Annotated in this window: 19 protein-coding genes and 1 tRNA gene; 11 read left to right on the forward strand and 9 right to left on the reverse strand. The window is 67.9% G+C overall.

What is annotated here, in order from left to right; translation table 11 throughout:
- Positions 1-116 precede the first annotated feature (116 nt).
- From H1343_RS12805 to H1343_RS12840, 8 genes are all read left to right on the forward strand, one after another.
- Positions 117-1,082 carry a hypothetical protein gene (locus H1343_RS12805; RefSeq protein ID WP_185983263.1) on the forward strand — a complete coding sequence of 322 codons (966 nt, stop codon included), beginning with the start codon at positions 117-119 and terminating at the stop codon, positions 1,080-1,082.
- A gap of 26 nt (positions 1,083-1,108) precedes the next feature.
- Positions 1,109-1,723 (forward strand): 50S ribosomal protein L9, encoded by a 615-nt coding sequence (rplI, locus tag H1343_RS12810; RefSeq protein WP_185983264.1) that lies wholly within the window; start codon positions 1,109-1,111, stop codon positions 1,721-1,723.
- Positions 1,724-1,962: 239 nt separating this feature from the next.
- Positions 1,963-3,474: a replicative DNA helicase gene (locus H1343_RS12815; RefSeq protein WP_185983265.1), complete on the forward strand. Its 1,512-nt coding sequence runs from the start codon at positions 1,963-1,965 to the stop codon at positions 3,472-3,474.
- 14 nt (positions 3,475-3,488) lie between these two features.
- The gene (gene alr, locus H1343_RS12820; RefSeq protein WP_185983266.1) at positions 3,489-4,637 is read left to right on the forward strand and encodes an alanine racemase; all 1,149 of its coding nucleotides are present in this window, start codon (positions 3,489-3,491) and stop codon (positions 4,635-4,637) included.
- The gene (radA, locus tag H1343_RS12825; RefSeq protein ID WP_185983267.1) at positions 4,637-6,034 is read left to right on the forward strand and encodes a DNA repair protein RadA; all 1,398 of its coding nucleotides are present in this window, start codon (positions 4,637-4,639) and stop codon (positions 6,032-6,034) included. Before alr ends, radA begins: the two co-directional genes overlap by 1 nt.
- Before the next feature lie 81 nt (positions 6,035-6,115).
- A complete protein-coding gene (locus tag H1343_RS12830) occupies positions 6,116-6,721 on the forward strand; it encodes a CvpA family protein (protein WP_185983268.1) in 606 nt (201 codons plus the stop codon).
- 139 nt (positions 6,722-6,860) lie between these two features.
- Positions 6,861-8,342, forward strand: coding sequence for an amidophosphoribosyltransferase (gene purF, locus H1343_RS12835; protein WP_185983269.1), 1,482 nt, complete (start codon positions 6,861-6,863; stop codon positions 8,340-8,342).
- A 22-nt stretch (positions 8,343-8,364) separates the two neighbouring features.
- On the forward strand, positions 8,365-9,105 hold the full coding sequence (locus tag H1343_RS12840) for an SDR family NAD(P)-dependent oxidoreductase (RefSeq protein WP_185983270.1): 741 nt from the start codon (positions 8,365-8,367) through the stop codon (positions 9,103-9,105).
- A 10-nt stretch (positions 9,106-9,115) separates the two neighbouring features.
- Here the strand turns inward: H1343_RS12840 and pssA are convergent, their stop codons facing one another.
- The 5 genes from pssA to H1343_RS12865 all read right to left on the reverse strand — a co-directional run bounded on the left by pssA (position 9,116) and on the right by H1343_RS12865 (position 14,266).
- Positions 9,116-9,919: a CDP-diacylglycerol--serine O-phosphatidyltransferase gene (pssA, locus tag H1343_RS12845; protein ID WP_185983271.1), complete on the reverse strand. Its 804-nt coding sequence runs from the start codon at positions 9,917-9,919 to the stop codon at positions 9,116-9,118.
- A gap of 5 nt (positions 9,920-9,924) precedes the next feature.
- Positions 9,925-10,623: a phosphatidylserine decarboxylase gene (locus tag H1343_RS12850; protein ID WP_185983272.1), complete on the reverse strand. Its 699-nt coding sequence runs from the start codon at positions 10,621-10,623 to the stop codon at positions 9,925-9,927.
- 88 nt (positions 10,624-10,711) lie between these two features.
- On the reverse strand, positions 10,712-12,637 hold the full coding sequence (locus H1343_RS12855; RefSeq protein ID WP_185983273.1) for an ABCB family ABC transporter ATP-binding protein/permease: 1,926 nt from the start codon (positions 12,635-12,637) through the stop codon (positions 10,712-10,714).
- 92 nt (positions 12,638-12,729) lie between these two features.
- Positions 12,730-13,989, reverse strand: coding sequence for a LysM peptidoglycan-binding domain-containing protein (locus H1343_RS12860; RefSeq protein WP_185983274.1), 1,260 nt, complete (start codon positions 13,987-13,989; stop codon positions 12,730-12,732).
- 200 nt (positions 13,990-14,189) lie between these two features.
- Positions 14,190-14,266, reverse strand: a tRNA-Met gene (locus H1343_RS12865).
- 176 nt (positions 14,267-14,442) lie between these two features.
- Here H1343_RS12865 and H1343_RS12870 point away from each other — a divergent pair.
- Positions 14,443-15,393, forward strand: coding sequence for a Gfo/Idh/MocA family protein (locus H1343_RS12870; RefSeq protein ID WP_185983275.1), 951 nt, complete (start codon positions 14,443-14,445; stop codon positions 15,391-15,393).
- 4 nt (positions 15,394-15,397) lie between these two features.
- Here H1343_RS12870 and mnmA read toward each other — a convergent pair whose 3' ends face one another.
- Positions 15,398-16,570 (reverse strand): tRNA 2-thiouridine(34) synthase MnmA, encoded by a 1,173-nt coding sequence (mnmA, locus tag H1343_RS12875; protein WP_246333053.1) that lies wholly within the window; start codon positions 16,568-16,570, stop codon positions 15,398-15,400.
- Positions 16,571-16,788: 218 nt separating this feature from the next.
- Here mnmA and sciP point away from each other — a divergent pair, with 218 nt between their 5' ends.
- A complete protein-coding gene (gene sciP / locus H1343_RS12880) occupies positions 16,789-17,082 on the forward strand; it encodes a CtrA inhibitor SciP (RefSeq protein WP_185983276.1) in 294 nt (97 codons plus the stop codon).
- A gap of 377 nt (positions 17,083-17,459) precedes the next feature.
- Here the strand turns inward: sciP and H1343_RS12885 are convergent, their stop codons facing one another.
- Entirely contained in the window at positions 17,460-17,819 is a 360-nt protein-coding gene (locus tag H1343_RS12885) for a flagellar FliJ family protein (protein ID WP_185983277.1), read from the reverse strand.
- 384 nt (positions 17,820-18,203) lie between these two features.
- On the opposite strand from H1343_RS12885, the gene ctrA reads away from it, so the two are divergent.
- Positions 18,204-18,899, forward strand: a complete 696-nt coding sequence (gene ctrA, locus H1343_RS12890; protein ID WP_185983278.1) for a response regulator transcription factor CtrA — start codon at positions 18,204-18,206, stop codon at positions 18,897-18,899.
- 55 nt (positions 18,900-18,954) lie between these two features.
- On the opposite strand, the gene H1343_RS12895 is transcribed toward ctrA, so the two are convergent.
- Both H1343_RS12895 and chpT read right to left on the reverse strand, forming a co-directional pair.
- Complete coding sequence (locus H1343_RS12895; RefSeq protein WP_185983279.1) at positions 18,955-19,350, reverse strand: response regulator; 396 nt, start codon at positions 19,348-19,350, stop codon at positions 18,955-18,957.
- A gap of 146 nt (positions 19,351-19,496) precedes the next feature.
- Entirely contained in the window at positions 19,497-20,162 is a 666-nt protein-coding gene (gene chpT / locus H1343_RS12900; RefSeq protein WP_185985651.1) for a histidine phosphotransferase ChpT, read from the reverse strand.
- Positions 20,163-20,349: the final 187 nt, after the last annotated feature.

Below are 20,349 nucleotides of genomic sequence, written 5' to 3' on the forward strand. Positions count from 1 at the left end.
GCGGCGTCGCGGAGACGCCGCCCGCTTCCCGGCGTCGTTCGGCGCCCGCCGGGAACTTCCATCAGCCGAGTTGGGGCACGCGCCCCTAACTGCGATCCGCAGGACAGCGACATAAGATGAACGCCCGAGCCCTCCTCGTCGGCCTTGCTGCCGGCCTTGCCAGCGCCCTTCTGTTCGCCGGACTGGTGACGCAGTCGGTGTCCGCGCTCGGCCTTTCGCTCGCGGCACCCATTCCGATCCTGATCGCCAGCCTCGGCTGGGGCAGCGCCGCCGGCATCGCCGCCGCGCTCGTCTCGGCCGGCGTCATCGCGGGCATCACCGGCACCCCCGCCGGCGGCCTGATGATCCTCGCCACCATCGGCGCCCCGGCCGCATTCATCGGCCATCTGTGCGGTCTCGCGCGCCCGAGCGATGACCCGCAGCGTCAGGCGACCCCACCCCTCACCGGCCCGGCGCCCGTCCCGCTGGACTGGTATCCGCTCGACCGCGTGCTCTTCGCCGCGGCGCTCTCGGCCAGCGCGGGCTGCCTCGTGATGGGCTGGCTCATCGGCTACGACGCCGAGAGCGCCGTGCCGATGCTGCAGGAAGCGCTCTCGGCGCAGGCGGGCGCGGGCCTCGACATCGACGATGCGCAGATCGAGGACCTGTCGCGCATGGTGGTCTCCATCGTGCCCTTCGTGCAGCCGGCTGTCCTGACGCTCACTCTGTGCGGATCGCTGTATCTGGCGGCCGCGATCACCCGGCTCAGCGGCCGGCTCCAGCGCCCGAAGGACGACATTCCCTCTCAGGCCGGTCTGCCGCGTCTCGCCCTGCCGATCTTTGCGGTCGCGCTCGCCATCTCCTTCCTCGAGGGTGCGCTCGGAAACGTCGCGGCGGTCTTTGCCGGCGCGCTGGGCGCGGCCTTCACCCTCGTCGGCCTCGCCGCCTTCCATCACCGCACCCGCGGGCGAAGCGGACGGGGCCTCCTCCTCTTCACTGTCTATTTCGCGATCGTCGTCCTGACGTTCCCGATCTTCGCCTTCCTCGTCTACGGCGTCTTCAAGGCCGCCCGGCCGGGCGTCGGCACCCAATCCTCGAATTGACACTCCAGAACGCAAGGAAAACCATCATGGACGTCATCCTCCTCGAACGCATCGCCCGCCTCGGCGGTCTCGGCGACACCGTGCGCGTGCGCGACGGCTACGCCCGCAACTACCTCCTGCCGACCGGCCGCGCGCTTCGCGCCAACGAGGCCAACCAGGCCAAGTTCGAAGCCCAGAAGGCGCAGCTCGTCGCGCGCAACGAGGAGCGCAAGGGCGAAGCCAGCCAGATCGGCGAGACGCTCGACGGCAAGACCTTCGTTATCGTGCGCTCGGCCGGCGAGACCGGCCAGCTCTACGGCTCGGTCTCGGCCCGCGACATCTCCGATCTTCTGAAGGCCGAGGGCTATTCGGTCTCGCGCAACGCGGTCGAGCTCAACCAGCCGATCAAGTCCATCGGCCTGCACAAGGTCACGATCGCGCTGCACGCCGAGGTCTCGATCGAGATCACGGCCAACGTCGCCCGTTCGCAGGACGAGGCCGAGCGGCAGGCGCAGGGCGAGACGCTGACCTCGGCCGACGCGATCTACGGCTACGACGAGGACGCGCTGCGCGCCGAGGACCTCGGCGGCGCGATGTTCGACGAGGACGAGGGTGAAGAGCCCCGCCGCGAAGAGGCCCCGCAGATCGGCGAAGAAGAGTAAGCGCCGTTCCGCACAGCTCTTCCAGAGCTTATCAACAGGGGAGCCGGCACGGCTGCGCGCCGGCTCCCCTTTGCATTCGAGACCGCAAGCACCGCTCGTCCACAAAGCCGGCGAGATCAGGTGCGACATCGGCGCCGCGACGCGCCAAAGCGCGAGCGTTGGCGGCGCGAAGGCATTAGATAGGGTCGCAACGGTGCCACGCGCGTACCGGGAACGACCGACGACAGGAGTGCCAGCCGATGGCCGAAGCGGCACGCAAGTTCGAGGGAGACGATGCCCGGCATCAGGGTGACCAGGGTGCCCCACTCCATCGCGAGGCGCCCGGCAACATCGAGGCCGAGCAGGCGCTGCTCGGCGCCATCCTCGTCAACAACGACGCCTATTACATCGTCCACGACTTCCTGAAGCCGGACCATTTCTACGAGCCCCTGCACCGGGACATCTTCGACAAGACGTCGCAGATGATCCGCATGGGCAAGATCGCCAATCCGGTCACGATCAAGACCTTCCTGGCCGCCAACGACCGCGTCGGCGACATCACCGTCGCGCAGTATCTCGCGCGCCTCGCGGCCGAGGCCACGACGATCATCAACGCCGCCGACTACGGCCGGGCCATCTACGACCTCGCGCTGCGCCGCTCGCTGATCCGCATCGGCGAGGACATGGTCAACGTCGCCTTCGACGCACCGCTCGACATGGAGCCGAAGGCCCAGATCGAGGATGCCGAGCGGCGCCTGTTCGAACTGGCCGAGACCGGCCGCTACGACGGCGGCTTCCAGTCCTTCACCGACGCGATGGCGCTGGCGATCGAGATGGCGGGCGCGGCCAAGGACCGCGACGGTGGCCTTTCGGGCATCTCGTCCGGCATCCGCGAGCTCGACCGGCGCATGGGCGGCCTGCAGCCCTCCGATCTCATCATCCTCGCCGGACGCCCGGCGATGGGCAAGACGTCGCTCGCCACCAACATCGCCTTCAACATCGCCGGCGCCTACGAGCCGGCCGAACAGGCCGACGGCACCTTCAAGGCCAAGAACGGCGGCGTCGTCGGCTTCTTCTCGCTGGAAATGAGTGCCGAACAGCTCGCCACGCGCATCATCTCCGAGCAGAGCGAGGTCTCCTCGTCGAAGATCCGGCGCGGCAACATCACCGACGCCGAATACTCCAAGCTCGTCGCCTGCACCGAGATGATGCAGCGCGCCCCGCTCTACATCGACCAGACGGGCGGCATCTCCATCGCCCAGCTCTCGGCGCGCGCGCGCCGCCTTAAGCGCCAGCGCGGGCTCGACGTGATGGTGATCGACTACGTGCAGCTCATGCAGGGCTCGTCCAAGAACTCGACCAACCGCGTGCAGGAGATCACCGAGATCACCACCGGCCTGAAGGCGCTGGCCAAGGAGCTGTCCGTGCCGATCATCGCGCTGTCGCAGCTCTCTCGTCAGGTCGAGAACCGCGATGACAAGCGACCGCAGCTCTCCGACCTTCGCGAATCGGGCTCGATCGAGCAGGACGCCGACGTCGTCATGTTCGTGTACCGCGAGGAGTACTATCTCCAGAGCAAGGAGCCGAAGGCCGGCACCGACGAGCATCTCAAATGGCAGCAGGAGATGAACGACGCGCGCGGCAAGGCCGAGGTCATCATCGCAAAGCAGCGCCACGGCCCCACCGGCACCGTTCCTCTCGCCTTCCAGGCCGAGTTCACGCGCTTCACCGACCTGGCCGAAGACACCCACCTTCCCGAGCGCTTCGAGTAGCAGACGAGAAGACGATGAGTACCCAGTCCGCAGTGGCCTCTTCCGGCCTTCATGCAGCCCCGGCCCTGGGCCGGCGCCCCGTCGCGCGGATCGACGGCTGGGCGCTGAAGTCGAACTGGCGCTCGGTCGCCATCCGCAGCGGGCAGGCGCGAACGGGCGCGGCGGTAAAGGCCGACGCCTACGGGCTGGGCGCGGAAATGGCGGCAAAGGCCTTGTTCGGCGCAGGCTGCCGCGACTTCTTCGTCGCCTGGGCCGAGGAAGGCGTGCGCATTCGCGAGGCGATGCCGGGCAAGAACTTCCGCGTTTTCGTGCTGCAGGGGCTCGACGCGCAGGCGGCCGCCCTCTGCCGGCTGCACCGGCTGATCCCGGTCCTTTCGACGCCGGACGATGTTGCGCTGTGGCGCGAGGCCGCGCTCGGCAGCTTTCCAGGTGTCTGCGCCGTCCAGCTCGAGACCGGAATGAACCGCCTCGGCCTCGACGAGGAGGACGCCAGGGCCGCCGCGAAGCTGGCGCGCGAGGGCGCGATCGACCTCGCCCTCGTGATGAGCCATCTGGCGAGCGGAGACGATCCTGCGTCCGGGCAGAGCGTCGTCCAGCTCGAGCGTTTCCGCGCACTATCGGCTCTGTTTCCCCATGTCGGGCGCTCGCTCGCCAATTCGGCCGGCGTCTTCCTCGGGCCCGACTACCACTTCGACCTGACGCGGCCGGGCATCGCGCTCTATGGCGGCGAGACGGCCCTCGACGGCGACGGCACGCTGCGCCCGGTCGTGACGCTTCAGGCGCACGTCCTCCAGATCCGCTGGGCGGCGAAAGGCGAGGCGATCGGATATGGCGCGACGGCGAAGCTGAAGGCGCGCCGCCGTATCGCGACGCTCGGCATCGGGTATGCCGACGGCTACCTGCGCAGCGCCTCGGCACCGGACGGCGCCACCGGCCCGCAGATGTTCGCAGCCGGGCGCCGTGTACCGGTGATCGGCCGCGTCTCGATGGACCTCACCACGATCGACGTCACCGACGTGCCGGAGGACGCGCTTGCGCCCGGCGACGCTGTCGAGGTGTTCGGCCCGAATGTCAGCGTGGACGAGACGGCCCGGCACGCCGGCACGATCGCCTATGAGATGCTGACCTCGATGGGCTCGCGCGTCCAGCGCCAGTGGGTCTGATGGCGAAGGCCAAGGCGACCTTCATCTGCCAGAACTGCGGCGCTGTCACCGCGCGCTGGCAGGGCCGCTGCGACGCGTGCGGCGAGTGGAACACCATCGTCGAGGAGAACGAGACGGGCGGCATCGGCGGCGGCCCGGCCGGCATGACGCGCGGACGCCGCAAGGGACGCGTGGCCGCGCTCGTCGGGCTGTCCGGCGAAGCCGAGGAAGCGCCACGCGTCGTCTCCGGCATCGCCGAACTCGACCGCGTCACCGGCGGCGGCTTCGTGCGCGGCTCGGCACTCCTCGTCGGCGGCGATCCCGGCATCGGCAAATCAACGCTGCTGATGCAGGCGGCCGCGGCGCTCGCGCGCGGCGGGCACAAGGTCGTCTACGTCTCGGGCGAGGAAGCGGTGGCGCAGGTGCGCCTACGCGCCCAGAGGCTCAAGGCGGCCGACACCTCCGTCGAGCTGATGGCCGAAACCAATGTCGAGGACATCCTCGCGACCCTGACGGCATCGCGGCGACCGGATCTCGTCATCATCGATTCCATCCAGACCGTGTGGACGGACATCGCCGAATCGGCCCCCGGCACCGTCACTCAGGTGCGCGCGGGCGCGCAGGCCCTCATCCGCTACGCCAAGTCCTCCGGCGCGGCCGTAATCCTCGTCGGCCACGTCACCAAGGAAGGCCAGATCGCCGGCCCGCGCGTCGTCGAGCACATGGTCGACGCGGTGCTCTACTTCGAGGGCGAAGGCGGACACCACTACCGCATCCTGCGCACGGTGAAGAACCGCTTCGGCGCGACCGACGAGATCGGCGTCTTCGAGATGGGCGATTCGGGCCTGCGCGAGGTGTCGAACCCGTCCGAGCTCTTCCTCGGCGAGCGCAACGACAAGGCGCCGGGGGCGGCCGTTTTCGGCGGCATGGAAGGCACGCGGCCGATCCTCGTCGAGATACAGGCGCTCGTCGCGCCCTCCGCGCTCGGCACCCCGCGTCGCTCGGTGCTGGGATGGGACCAGCCGCGCCTCGCCATGGTGCTGGCGGTGCTGGAGGCGCATTGCGGCGTGCGGCTCGGCCAGCACGACGTCTATCTCAACGTCGCCGGCGGCTACCGGATCAATGAGCCGGCGGCCGATCTGGCAGTCGCGGCGGCGCTGGTCTCGTCCCTGTCGGGCAAGGCTTTGCCGGCGGACTGCGTGTATTTCGGCGAGATTTCGCTGTCGGGCGCCGTGCGCCCCGTCGCGCATGGCGGCCAGCGGCTGAAGGAAGCGCAGAAGCTCGGCTTCGCGCGCGCCGTCCTGCCCTCGGCCGGGGCGGAAGCCGCGGCCACGAGGGGCCTCGGCGTGCAGGAGATCGAGACCCTCGCCCACCTCGTCGCCCACATCGCATCCGCGCCCGCGCAAACGGACGCTTGATTTTCGCCGCATCCGCGAGTGTAAGACTGATCGTCACGAGCCGCCGTGCTTGCGGGCGATGAAGAGAGACCAAGGACCGGAATGACCGTCACGCTTCTCGACGCGATCCTGATCGCCATCATGCTGATCTCGGCGATCCTGGCCATGGTGCGCGGCTTCTCGCGCGAGATCCTGTCGATCGTCGCCTGGATCGCGGCCGCTGCCGCCGCCTTCTTCTTCTATCCGACGCTGACGCCCTTCGCACGCGAGTACATCAACTCCGACACGGCCGCGATGGCGGCCTCCGCGCTCGGCATCTTCCTCGTGGCGCTGATCATCGTGTCCTTCATCACGCTGCGCATCGCCGATTTCATCATCGACAGCCGCATCGGCCCGCTCGACCGCACGCTCGGCTTTCTGTTCGGCGCCGCACGCGGCCTGCTCCTTGTCGTCGTTGCGATGGTGTTCTTCAACTGGCTGACGCCGGAGAACCAGCCCGAATGGGTGGCGAACGCCTACTCCAAGCCGACGCTCGACGATCTCGGCAACCGCCTGATCGCGGCCCTGCCGGAAAATCCCGAGGAGACGATCCGCGAGCGCTTCGGCGCGCCGGAGCCGGCGCCCGCGACCGACGGCTCGCCCGTCACGATCGAGGACGCGATCGAAGGCGCCGGACAGCCCGCCGCCGAAGAGCCGCCGGCCAACTGACCGCCAGGCTTCGGGGGGAAGTCAGGAAACGATCTGCCGCGGGGGCGCCTCGCGGCAGGTTCTTTTGTTTACCGCATGAACGCTCCCATATGAGCGGCGAACCCTCAACGAGCCCCAGCCGGCGAAGCGAGTGATCCCCATGGAAGAGACGCCTTTCGGTCTCGACGACGACACCCTCCACGAGGAGTGCGGCGTCTTCGGAATTCTCGGCCATCCCGACGCCGCGACGCTGACGGCGCTCGGCCTCCACGCGCTCCAGCATCGCGGGCAGGAAGCGGCCGGCATGGTCTCCTTCGACGGCTCGCAGTTCCATTCGGAACGCCGCATGGGGCTGGTGGGCGACCATTACACGGACCCCGCCACCCTCGCCCGTCTGCCCGGCCACATGTCGATCGGCCATGTGCGCTACTCGACGACCGGCGAGACGATCCTGCGCAACGTCCAGCCGCTTTTCGCCGAGCTGCACGACGGCGGCATCGCCATCGCCCACAACGGCAACTTCACCAACGGCCTGACGCTGCGCCGCAACCTGATCGCGTCCGGCGCGATCTGCCAGTCGACCTCCGACACCGAAGTCGTCCTTCACCTCATCGCCCGCTCCAAGCTCGCCTCCTCCGGCGAGCGCTTCGCCGACGCCATCGCGCAGGTCGAGGGCGGCTACGCGATGCTGGCGCTGACGCGCACCAAGCTGATCGCCGCGCGCGATCCGAACGGCGTGCGCCCGCTCGTCATGGGCGAACTCGACGGCAAGCCGATCTTCGCCTCCGAGACCTGCGCGCTCGACATCATCGGCGCCAAGTTCGTGCGCGACGTGGAGAACGGCGAGGTCGTGATCTGCGAGATCCAGCCCGACGGCTCGATCACGATCGATGCGCGCAAGGCGCAGGTGAAGCGTCCCGAACGCATCTGCCTGTTCGAGTACGTCTATTTCGCCCGGCCGGATTCGGTCGTCGGCGGGCGAAGCGTCTATGTCGCGCGCAAGAAGATGGGCGAGAACCTCGCAGCGGAGGCACCGGTCGAGGCCGACGTCGTCGTGCCCGTACCAGACGGCGGCACGCCGGCCGCGCTGGGTTTCGCGCAGGCGAGCGGCATTCCGTTCGAATACGGCATCATCCGCAACCATTATGTCGGGCGTACCTTCATCGAGCCGACGCAGCAGATCCGCGCTTTCGGCGTGAAGCTGAAGCATTCGGCCAACCGCGCGATGATCGAGGGCAAGCGGGTCGTCCTCATCGACGATTCCATCGTGCGCGGCACGACTTCGGTGAAGATCGTGCAGATGATGCGCGACGCGGGCGCCAGCGAAGTGCATATCCGCGTCGCGAGCCCGATGATCTTCCACCCGGACTTCTACGGCATCGACACGCCGGACGCGGAGAACCTCCTCGCCAACCAGCATCCGGACCTCGAATCCATGTGCCGGTTCATCGGGGCCGACTCCCTGCAGTTCCTCTCGATCGACGGGCTCTACCGCGCCGTCGGCGGGCGCCCGCGCGATCCGGCGAAGCCGCAGTTCACCGACCATTACTTCACCGGTGACTATCCCACGCGCCTCGTGGACCGCGACGCGACGACCCACAACAATGTGCGCCGGCTCGCGCTGATGGCCGGCAACGGCTGACGACGCTTTTCAAGGACCATTCATGACCGGAAGACTGCAGGGGCGCGTCGCGCTGGTAACGGGCGCATCGCGCGGGATCGGCTACCAGCTCGCCAAGCTTCTGGCTGCCGAAGGGGCACATGTCGTCGCCGTCGCACGCACGGTGGGCGGCCTCGAGGACCTCGACGACGAGATCCGCGCGGCGGGCGGCGCCACCACGCTCGTGCCGCTCGACCTAACCGACATGGCCGGGATCGACCGGCTCGGCGGCGCGATCCACGAGCGTTGGGGCAAGCTCGACGCGCTCGTCGTCAATGCCGGCGCGCTCGGTGTCCTCGCGCCCATCGGGCATATCCAGGCGAAGGTGTTCGACAAGACGATGCGCCTGAACGTCGACGCGACATGGCGCCTGATCCGCACGGCCGATCCTCTTCTGCGCGCGGCTCCCGCCGGGCGCGCCGTCGTGATGTCGTCGGGCGCGGCGCATTCTGCCAAGGCCTATTGGGGGCTCTACGCCGCCACCAAGGCCGCGGGAGAGGCGATGGTGAAGAGCTGGGCGAACGAGACGCGCTCGCTGCCCTTGCGCGTCAACTCCGTCAATCCGGGCGCCACGCGCACGGCGATGCGTGCGCTGGCAATGCCCGGCGAGGATCCGCAGACTCTGCCCTCGCCTGCCGAGGTCGCCGCGAGCGTGTTGCCGCTTCTGACCGATGAGACCACCGAGACGGGCCGCCTCTTCGACGTGCGCCAGAACCGCTTCCTGACCTACCGCGACCCGGACTGAGGCCCCGCCTCTACCCCTCCGCGTGGCGACGCTGTGCGCGGCGATAGGAACGGATCGAGAAGGGGATCGAGACGAAGTAGGCCAGCGTCGACAGCGACAGCGTCTGCCACGGATAGGCCAGCAGCATCGCGATGTAGAACACGACCAGAAGCATGAAGGGCACGACCCATTCGCGTTTCAAAGGCAAGCCGATGGTCTTGCCCGAATAGGTCGGGATGCGGCTCGCCATCAGAAGGCCGATGCCGACGAGATAGATCGAGGCGACGGCCGCCGTCAGCTCCGGGAAGCCCGTCTTCTGCGACAGAAGGCCGAGATAGATCGGAAAGAGCGCGAGCGCCGCGCCCGCCGGGGCCGGCACGCCGACGAAATAGGCGCTCTTCCAGGCAGGACGGTTCGGCTCGTCCAGCATCGTGTTGAAGCGCGCGAGGCGAAGCGCCGAGCCTGCGGCATAGAGAAGCGCCGCCGTCCAGCCGATCGCACCGGCGTCGTGCAGGGTGAAGGCGTAGAGCAGCATGGCCGGCGCCACGCCGAAATTGACGATATCCGCCAGCGAATCCATTTCCGCCCCGAAGCGGCTCTGGCCGTTGACGAGGCGCGCGATGCGCCCGTCGATCCCGTCGAGGAACGCCGCGCCGAGGACAAGCGCGACCGCCATCTCGATTCGTCCCTCGAAGGCGAAGCGCATACCCGTCATACCGGCGCAGATGGACAGGATGGTGACGAGGTTCGGCACGATCTGGCGCACGGGGATGCGCGCTCGCATCGCCATCGGGCCGAAGCGGCTCTCCTCCTCGCTCTCGTCTTTCGGCTCCATCGCGCTCAGTCCTTGCGGAAGGACCAGTTCGCCAGGCCCTCCCCGAACGAGGCGATCACGGTCTCGCCAGCCACCGCCTTCTGCCCCTCGCCGACACGCGCTACGGTCCCGGCCGGGAAATAGATGTCGAGCCGCGAGCCGAAGCGAATAAGGCCGAAGCGCTGGCCGGCCTCGAGCGCGTCGCCGGCCGCGCAGAACGGCACGATCCGTCGTGCGACGGCACCGGCGATCTGCACGACGCCGATCTGGCCATGCGGTCCCTCGATCACCATCGAGGAGCGTTCGTTGACCTCGCTGGCCTTGTCGAGCTCGGCGTTCCTGAACTCGCCCTCGCGATAGACCATGCGTGCGACGCGCCCGCGCACCGGGGCGCGATTGATGTGGCAGTCGAAGACGTTCATGAAGATCGAGACGCGCAGCATGGGCTCGGCAGGCAGGCCGAGCTCGACCGGCGGCACGACGGGTCCGACGAAGGAGACCTTGCCGTCCGCGGGGCTGACCGCGATGTCGCCAGCCTGCGGCGTCACGCGCTCGGGGTCGCGGAAGAAATAGGCGCACCAAAGCGTCAGGATCAGGCCGAGCCAGAAGAGCGGCTCCCACAGCAGGCCGAGCAGCACAGCGGCGACGAGGAAGGTCGCGATGAACGGGTAGCCCTGCCGGTGGACCGGCACGAGGACGTTGCGGATCGACTGGATCATGTCCATCGGAGAGGCGGTATCCTTGTCTGGCGGCCGTCGGGGTTGGTGGCGTGTGGCACCAACCCCGAGCGGATAGAAAACAACGTTGCTCTGTTCAAGGCGTCTCGTCGCCGGTGGTTCCGGCCTGCGCGGCCGGATCGTTCAAGCGGCGGCGCTCGAGAATGCCCGCCTCGTCGGCCTCGCGGGCGCGGCGAAGCGTCTCCTCCGCCTCGCTCGCCTCGCGCTGCATGGCCCACATCTCGGCATAGAGCCCGCCAGCGGCCATCAGTTCGGGATGCGCGCCGCGCTCGACGATCTCGCCGGCGCGCAGCACCAGGATCTCGTCGGCCGCGACGATCGTCGACAGGCGATGCGCGATAGTCAGCGTCGTGCGGTTGCGCGAGACGAGATCGAGCGCCGACTGGATCTCCTGCTCGGTGTGTGTGTCGAGTGCGGAGGTCGCCTCGTCCAGGATCAGGATCGGTGGAGCTTTCAGGAGCGTGCGGGCGATCGCGACCCGCTGCTTCTCGCCGCCCGAGAGCTTGAGACCGCGCTCGCCCACCATCGTCTCGAAGCCCTGCGGCAGCGCCTCGATGAAGCTTTGGATCTGCGCGCGCTCGGCGGCCTGGCGGACCTCGTCCTCGGCCGCGTCCACCCGCCCGTAGCGAATATTGTAGGCGATGGTGTCGTTGAAGAGCACCGTATCCTGCGGCACGATGCCGATCGCCGCGCGCAGCGAGTTCTGCGCGACGCCCGCGATGTCCTGCCCGTCGATCGAGATGCGCCCGCTCGTCACGTCGTAGAAGCGGAAGAGAAGCCGCGAGATCGTGGACTTGCCGGCGCCGGACGGGCCGACGATGGCCACCGACTTGCCCGGCGGCACCTCGAAGGAGATGCCCTTCAGGATCTCGCGGTCAGGGTCGTAGGAAAAGCGCACGTCCTCGAAGCGGATCGCGCCATGGCTCACCTGCAGCGGTGGCGCAGCCGGCGCGTCCACCACCTCGCGGCGCACCTGCAGGAGATCGAACATGTTCTCCATGTCGGTCAGCCCCTGCCGGATTTCGCGGTAGACGAAACCGATGAAGTTGAGCGGCACGGAAAGCTGCATGAGCAGCGCGTTCACGAAGACGAAGTCGCCGAGCGTCTGTGTGCCCGCCCGCACCTCGAGCGCGCTCATCACCATCACGATGCCCATGCCGATCGAGAAGATGACGCCCTGGCCGAAGTTCAGCCAGCCGAGCGAGGTCCAGGTCTGCGTCGCGGCGCGCTCGTAGCGCGCCATGGAGCGGTCGAACCGCTCTGCCTCCATCGCCTCGTTGCCGAAATACTTCACGGTCTCGAAGTTCAGGAGCGAATCGATCGCCTTGGTGTTCGCCTCGGTGTCGGAGTCATTCATCTCGCGCCGAATCGCGATGCGCCAGTCGCTCGCTCGGATGGTGAACCAGCCGTAGAGGAAGATCGTCGCGGCGATGACGACGACGTAGGACAGGCCGTAGGCGAAGCCGAAGATGACCGCCGTCAGCGCGAATTCGAGGACCGTGGGCACCGAGTTGAGGATCGTGAAGCGCACGATCGTCTCGATGCCCTTGGTGCCGCGCTCGATGATGCGCGAGAGACCGCCCGTCCGACGCTCCAGATGGAAACGCAGCGAAAGCTCGTGCATGTGGACGAAGGTGCGGAAGGCGAGCCGGCGCACCGCATACTGCCCGACGGACGCGAACAGGGCGTCGCGCAACTGGTTGAAGCCGACCGATACGACGCGCACCACGTTGTAGGCGACGACGAGTGTGATCGCACCCGTCAGGAACAGCGGCAGCCAGTCGGACGGCGCGACGTCGTTCAGAGAATCGGTCGCCCATTTGTAGAAATACGGGATCGCGACCGTCAGGAGCTTGGCGAGGACGAGATAGAAGCTCGCCCAGGCCACGCGCGCGCGAAGATCCGGCCTGTCGTGCGGCCACATGTAGGGCCACAGGTTATTCAGGGTGCGGAAGATCGCGCCGGAATCACCGGAAACGGCGCGCGGATCGTCGGATGCCATGGGGAAAAGTCTCGTGCCTCAGGCGCCGGTCAGCCGGTGCTCGGAGCCCTTCTAAAGCGCAGGCGCGCGAACGGCCACCCTCGGCGTGGACATCAGCCGCCGGCAGCCGCCGTCTCGTCCTGCGGCATGCGGAAGATCTGGCCGGGATAGATCAGGTCCGGGTCGCGGATCTGGTCCCCATTGGCAAGATAGATCACGGTGTAGCGCGCGCCGCGCCCGTAGGTGTCGCGCGAGATGCGCCAGAGCGTGTCGCCGCGCCGGATGATGACGCGCCCCTCCACCGGCTCAAGCGCGGCCTGCACCGGCGCGTCCTCGCCGTCAACGGCCGGGACCGCGAGCGCCGAGACGTCCCGGCCTTCCGGCCGCTCGAACGGCACCTCGACGCGCGAGACGACGTCGCCCGCCGCGTCGATCTCGTCGGCGCGCACGATTCGCGAACCGGTTGGCACCTCGGCCTGCGCGGAGGCCAGGAACTCGGCGCTCTCGCCGCGCTCCGCCTCTGCGACGAAAGCGTCATCAACATAGATGCGAACCGTCGATCCCGGCTTGCGTGTGCCGGCGACGTAGATGCGTTCGTCCTCGATCTCCACCGCAGCGATGGCGAGGTCCAACGGCCTGGCGGAAGCGATGGGTGCGGCGACGCTCTCCACGGGCGCCGCTGCCATGGGTGCGGGGGCCTGCGAGATGTCGCCCTGGGGCGCCGAGGCGACCACGGTCTGTTCGGATACGGGTAATGCCTCCGGCGCGGCCCGCGCAACCTGCGGCGTTGGCGTGACGAGAAGCTGCGAAGGCGCGTCCGTCGTCTCGATCATCACCATCAGTTCGCTCTCGCGGCCGCGTGGCGGCACGCTGACGATGGCGGTCTGCGCGGACAGCGTCGTCTCGCCGCCCTCCCCTTGCGATTCGAGCTGGAGCGTGTGATCGCCGACCGGCAGCGCCTCGTCGAGCATCATGGCAAAATCGCCGCCCGCCCCGGCCGTGTCCTGCGCGATCACCTGCCCGGCGCGGCGCAGGAGAACCTGCGAACCGGGCAGTGCGACACCCGCGACGACGGCCTGCCCGTCCGGATCGACGCGCAGGAGCTCGAAGCTCGGGCCATCGGACGTCGCGGCGGCTTCTTCAGGGCCGGCGTCCGACGTCGGCGCGCCAGCGTCTGCCGTGTCGGATTCGGTTCCCGCCGACCCTTCACGCGCTTCGGCCACCGCGGGCAAAGCCCCGCTCTCCGCCGGTGTGGAGGCGGGCGCGATCTCGCGGGCCTCCTCGCCCGTGCGCGGCAGGATGCCGCCGAAATGCCAGTAGCCGAGCGAGACGCCGAGGATGAGGACAAGCGCCAGCGCGGCGGATCCGATCATGAACCTCTTCATCTCGTCGCGCCTCCGATTCCCTGCCCGGCAGGACCACCTGCCCCTGCGCCATTCTTAACGCATGCTCCGAACACCCTCCACGGCGAGGCGCTATCGCGTGCAAGGCCGGCAAGGGGTACGCGGCGGAATTTATCACGCCTGTGTCATTCGCACGACAATGCGACAGGTCAAGATGACGGATGGAGAGGTGGTAGCAGCGGGCAGACTTGAACTGCCGACCCCCGGGTTATGAGTCCGGTGCTCTAACCAACTGAGCTACGCTGCCATGCGGAATGCGGCCGAGGCCAAGTGTCCGCTCGGCGCTCCCCCAGGGGCGCGCCGCGATGAGCGCCCGTATAGGGACAGCGGCGCCCGCCTGTCAAGAATTCAAGCGAGCCCTTCGCCTTGCCTCGCGCGGCCGCGAGGGCTAGGCCCTGCCTCGTTCGTTTCAGACGAGGCATCATGTCCGATCATTCCATCGCTGTCATCGGCTGCGGCCAATGGGGCCAGAACCACGTCCGCACGCTGAAGGAACTCGGCGCGCTCGCAGCCATCGCAGACGGCAACGCGGAGCGCGCGGCCGAAATCTCGAGCCGCGCCGGCGTGCCCGCGCGATCCGCCGAGGACATCCTCGCCGATCCCGCCATCGACGCCGTGGTCCTTGCGCTGCCCCCTCGCCTGCACGGGCCGATGGGGCGCAAGGCGATCGAGGCCGGCAAGGACGTTCTGATCGAGAAGCCGATCGCGCTCGACGTCGCAGACGCGCAGGCGACCGCCGATCTCGCGCATGCGCGCGGCCGCATCCTGATGGTGGGCCATGTCCTGCGCTTTCACCCGGTGTTCGAGGCGCTGTGCGAGGCGGTCGAGGCGGGGCGCATCGGCAAGGGCCGGCACGTCATCTCGACGCGCCTCGGCCTCGGACGTTTCCTTGGCATGGATGCGGTGTGGGACCTCGCCCCGCATGACCTCTCGCTCGTCCTGAAGATCGCCGGCGAGGCGCCATCATCGATCGAGGCCTTGCGCCGCACGGTCCTGAGCGACGAGACGGACGTCGCCGACATCCGCCTCGACTTCCCGTCGGGGCTTTCGGCCGAGGTCCATGTCTCGCGCGTGTCGCCGTTCCGAGACCGTCGCTTCACCGTGGTCGGCGACGCGGGAATGATCACCTTCGACGATCTGGCGCCCGAGGGACAGAAGCTCGCGCTCCATGCCCACCGCGTCTGGCGCGAGGGCGCGGCCTTCGCCATGCACAACGCCGATCCGGAGTATCTGGAGACCGTGCCGGGCCTGCCGCTCGACCGCGAGCTGCGCCATTTCCTGTCGTGCATCACCTCGCGCGCGCAGCCCGAGACGGGAGCGGCGGAAGCCGTGGAGACCGTCCGCATCCTCGCGGCCGCCTCGCCCCTCTCCTGAAACGTCAGGCGGCCTTCAGCGCCGCTTCGCGCACGGTGCGGGCGATGACGCCGCCGCCCAGAACGCGCGCGCCGGCGCCTTCGCCCGAGTAGAACACGCAGGCCTGGCCCGGCGACACTCCGTCCTCGCCGCCGGCGAGTTCGACCAGCGGCGCCCCGTCCTCCACCACAAGGCGCGCGGGCGCCGGCGGGCGGGTGGAGCGAACTTTCACGAAGAGATCCTTGCCAAGCGAGGCGGCCTCAGCGAAACCGCCCTCGCCCAGCCAGTTGACGTCGCGCAGCGACAGACGCCCCACCCGCAGCGCCTCGCGCGGGCCGACGGTAACGGTGCGCGTCGCCGGATCGATCGCCACCACGTAGAGCGGCTCGCCCGCGGAGACACCGAGCCCCTTTCGCTGGCCGACGGTGAAATGGACGATGCCCTCGTGGCGGCCGAGCGTGCGCCCGTCGACGTGGACGATGTCTCCCGGCTCGCCTGCGCTCGGGCGAAGCTTGGCGATGACGTCAGCGTAGCTGCCCTTGGAAACGAAGCAGATGTCCTGACTGTCGGGCTTGGCGGCGACGCCGAGGCCGTGGCGCTCGGCGATCTCACGGACCTGCGGCTTCGTCAGCGCGCCGAGCGGAAAACGCAGGAAGTCCACCTGGGCCTGCGTCGTCGCATACAGGAAATAACTCTGGTCGCGGTCCAGGTCGGCGGGGCGGAAGAGCGCCCGGTGCCCCCCGGACTGGCGCGAGTCGATGTAGTGGCCCGTCGCCATGCAATCGGCGCCCAGATCCATCGCGGTGTTCAGGAGATCCTTGAACTTGACGGTCTGGTTGCAGGCGACGCACGGGATCGGCGTCTCGCCCGCCAGATAGCTTTCCGCAAAGGGATCAATCACCTGCTCGCGGAACTTCTGCTCGTAATCGAGGACATAGTGAGGGATCTTCAGGATCTCTGCCGTGCGGCGCGCGTCATGGATGTCCTGCCCCGCGCAGCAGGCGCCGGCGCGGCGCGGCGTCGCGCCACCGTCGTACAGTTGAAGGGTGATGCCGACGACGTCGTAGCCCTCGGCCTTCAGGATCGCCGCCGTCACGGAGGAATCGACGCCGCCCGACATGGCGACGACGACGCGCGTCTGCGCGGGCGGCTTGCCGAAATCGAGGCTGTTGGTCACGGCGGTCATCTCATCGGGCATGGGGTTCGAGTGGGCGCGGCGCCTTTTTGCGCCTCGAACTCATCTAATGCAAAGGGCGAGCGAATGCGACAACCGCATGGCAGGACAGTGCCTTACGCGCGCCGTTCAGGGGCTGCCTCAAGTTGTTATCGAATCCTTGCCGGCCGTTTAGCGAATTCTTCAGCCGACGACGCCTAAGGTCTTTTGGCGATTAGGTCTTGCGTTGTGTAGAGAGTTCAATGACCGATCAGGTTAGACCCAGAGTGAAGTACGTCATCGGGCCCGATGGGAGCCCGCTGACGATCGCCGATCTTCCCCCGTCCAACACCCGTCGCTGGGTGATCCGCCGCAAGGCGGAAGTGGTGGCGGCTGTGCGCGGCGGCCTTCTGAGCCTCGACGAGGCCTGCTCCCGTTATACGCTGACGGTGGAGGAGTTCCTGTCCTGGCAGGTGTCCATCGACCAGCACGGCCTTGCGGGCCTGCGCACGACGCAGCTTCAGGAGTACCGCAAGAAGATCGACCTTCACCACTGAAGGTCCGGCCCACGAGGCTGATGGGGAAGCCGGCGCCTGCGCCGGCTTTTTTCTTTCAGGTTTTACTCGGGAAGCAAGACCCTCGGGACGCGCGGCAAAGCGGCTGGCCTGGAGACAGGAACGGCGCGATCAGCGCGCAAGTTGTCGAGATGGCATACGGGATCGCGAGGCGAATGGTGCCGGAACCGTCCGGCGCGCCCCTCCGGCGGATCACGCCGGGACGCTGACAGGTGGCCGGCGCTGCGAGGAGCGACGCGCGTCCTTTGAGACACTCGAAAGTCGCTCCGTCATTCTGTCCGACGCGTCAGCTTTCGGAAGACAGGACACGACTCTCGGGCCGGTGCCGCAGGCACCGGCCGGGATCGTTCCGCAAAGCCTCAGGCGGAAGCGGAGCGGCGCTCGTCCATCTGGTCGCGCTGCTCGAGCTTCTCGGCGTGGGCGAGTTCCGCCTCGGCCTCCTCAAGCGCGATGTTCGCCGCGCTCATCTGGCCGCGAAGGTCCTTCACGGAATCCATGAGGTTGTCGCGGCGCGTGCGGGCAGCCTTGGCGAAGGTCGGATAGGCGAAGTGGTTCACGTCGCTGATGCCGGCCTTCTTCTCTTCGCTCGAGATCTGGGCGTCGAGTTCGCTCGCCATGCGCTCGAACTCGCCCATCATCATCTGGAGTTGGTCGACCTGGCGGCGCTTCTCGCCCGTCTTGAACTTCATCAGCCTGACAAGACTGTCTCGCTTGCTCATCGAAGAAGCCCCTTCTGCGGCCTTGGCTTTGCGCACGAGGTTCGCCTCCAGCGCTGCGGCTTCGGGCAAGGCTCGGCGGCTAAACGCTTAACCGTCTGTTTACGTGCAACGTTAATCCTAGGGTCGACGACTTAAGGCCGGGTAAATCGCTTCGGGACAAAGCGCGCCATCTCCTTCGCAGAAGGGGTTTGCGTGCCCGAAGGATCGGTCGGGTGGCCGGAGATGCCGGGGATTTCGCAGCCGTGACACGCTGCCCGTCCCGCTGACGGAATGGTTACGGAAGGCTTCGTTAACCATTCAATGTCACGATCATCGACGGCTGAGAGACGAACTGTGATCGGCGGCGCGCGAGGGCGCGGGCGGATCGACGGAGAGGGAAACTGGATGCGCGTTCTTTTGATCGAAGATGACAGCGCGATCGCGCAGAGCATCGAACTGATGCTCAAATCCGAGAGCTTCAACGTCTACACGACCGACCTCGGCGAAGAGGGCGTCGACCTCGGCAAGCTCTACGACTACGACATCATCCTGCTTGACCTGAACCTTCCGGACATGTCGGGCTACGAGGTGCTGCGCACGCTGCGCCTTTCCAAGGTGAAGACGCCGATCCTCATCCTCTCCGGCATGGCCGGCATCGAGGACAAGGTACGGGGCCTCGGCTTCGGCGCCGACGACTACATGACCAAGCCCTTCCACAAGGACGAGTTGGTGGCGCGCATCCACGCCATCGTGCGCCGCTCCAAGGGCCACGCCCAGTCGGTCATCAACACGGGCGACCTGACGGTGAATCTCGATGCCAAGACCGTCGAGGTCAACGGCCAGCGCGTCCACCTCACCGGCAAGGAATACGCCATGCTGGAGCTGCTTTCGCTCCGCAAGGGCACGACGCTCACCAAGGAAATGTTCCTCAACCACCTCTATGGCGGCATGGACGAGCCCGAGCTGAAGATCATCGACGTCTTCATCTGCAAGCTGCGCAAGAAGCTGTCGACCGCGACCGAGGGCAAGAACTACATCGAGACCGTCTGGGGTCGCGGTTACGTGCTGCGCGAGCCCGAGGAAGGCACCCGCGCCGCCTGACGCGAGGCGCATCCAGAAGATCCGAAGGGCCCGCCTCGCGCGGGCCTTTCTCGTTTCAGGCCAGCTCGCGGGTCTTGGCTTCTTCGGCGGGCGCGTAGGCGCGCAGCCAGCCCGTCAGGCTCTCGCGGTCGAAGGGACGGTAGATGAAGCCGAGCGCGCCCGCGCGCTTGGCGCGCGTCATAAGCCCGAGATTGGCTTCCACCAGGGATGCCAGAACGATCGCGCGCGACGCGCCGGGCTCCTGGCGCACGCGCCGCACCGCATCGTCCACCGACGCATCCGGAAGCGTTGCCGACACGACGACGATATCCACTGTGCCGGCTTCGGCGATCATGCCGATCGCCTGCTCCAGCGTGTCGGCGACCAGCGCGTTGTAGCCCGACAGGGTCAGGATGCGGCTCGCGACCTTGCGCACCACCGCGAACTCGTCGATGACGAGGCAGGTCTGCATGGTTCGGCCCTCCACCGGCACGGAGCCCCAAGCGGGCCCGATCGAACGATGCGGCGACGTTACGGCACCGAGTTTTGCGATCGGGTTGCCGACCATGGCAAAGAAAGCATGAAACGCGGGCCTTCGCCCGCGCCCGTGCCGGCCCCTCAGGCAGCCGTCGCAGGCCCTTCCGGCGCGCTTGCGGTCTCTACGGTGAACACCGCCTGCCCCTCGCTCTGGTCGAGCGTCACCGTCAGCCCCGCCTCGTTGGCGAGAAGCAGCGTGTAGTAGGGCTGCACGCCATGCGCGTCGATCGGCTCTTCCTGCGGCTCGCCGGCGAGGAGCTGGCGAAATTTCGCCGGAACGCGCAGCGGGCTGCCTATCGCCGTGAGGACGACGCGCACGCGCGGCTCGAGGCTTTCGATCTCGACCCTTACCTCCTTGCCACGCGGGACGGAGGCGTTTGCGATGACGACGAGGTTGAGAACGAGCTTGGCGATGTTCTTTGGCACATAGGCGCGCTCGCCCGTCCAGGAGAAGTCGGCCCGCTCGAAGGACATGAAGCCCTCGGCCACGCTCTTGGCGTCGCCCGTGTCGATCTGCGCCGTGCTAGAGCCGGAAGAGCCGTAGGCAATGCGCGCGAATTGCAGCTTGGCGACCGCGCTCTTGGTGGACGAGCGTACCAGCGCCATCGACTCCTCGTCGCCCGGCATCTCGTCAAGGAGCTCGAGACCGCTCTGGACCGCGCCGACCGGCGAGATGATGTCGTGGCACAGGCGGCTGGCGAGAAGCGCGGCCAGCTCGGGCGCGGACAGGGTCGGCAGGTTGATCATCTCGGCTCCATTGTCGAGGGCGCCGGCGAGGCCGGCCTGTCTTTCGGGCCGCCAGCGCAAGGCATGTCCGCCGAGCGCTCCGCGCCGCGAATCGCTTCCGCGACACCGCCTTTCACGGCCCGCCGGGACAATGAGTCGGGCGGCCAGCGGCGTCAACCGCGCATCGAAAGGCGTTTTCCGCCCCCGG

Source organism: Aureimonas mangrovi (genome assembly GCF_014058705.1).
GTDB lineage: Bacteria > Pseudomonadota > Alphaproteobacteria > Rhizobiales > Rhizobiaceae > Aureimonas > Aureimonas mangrovi.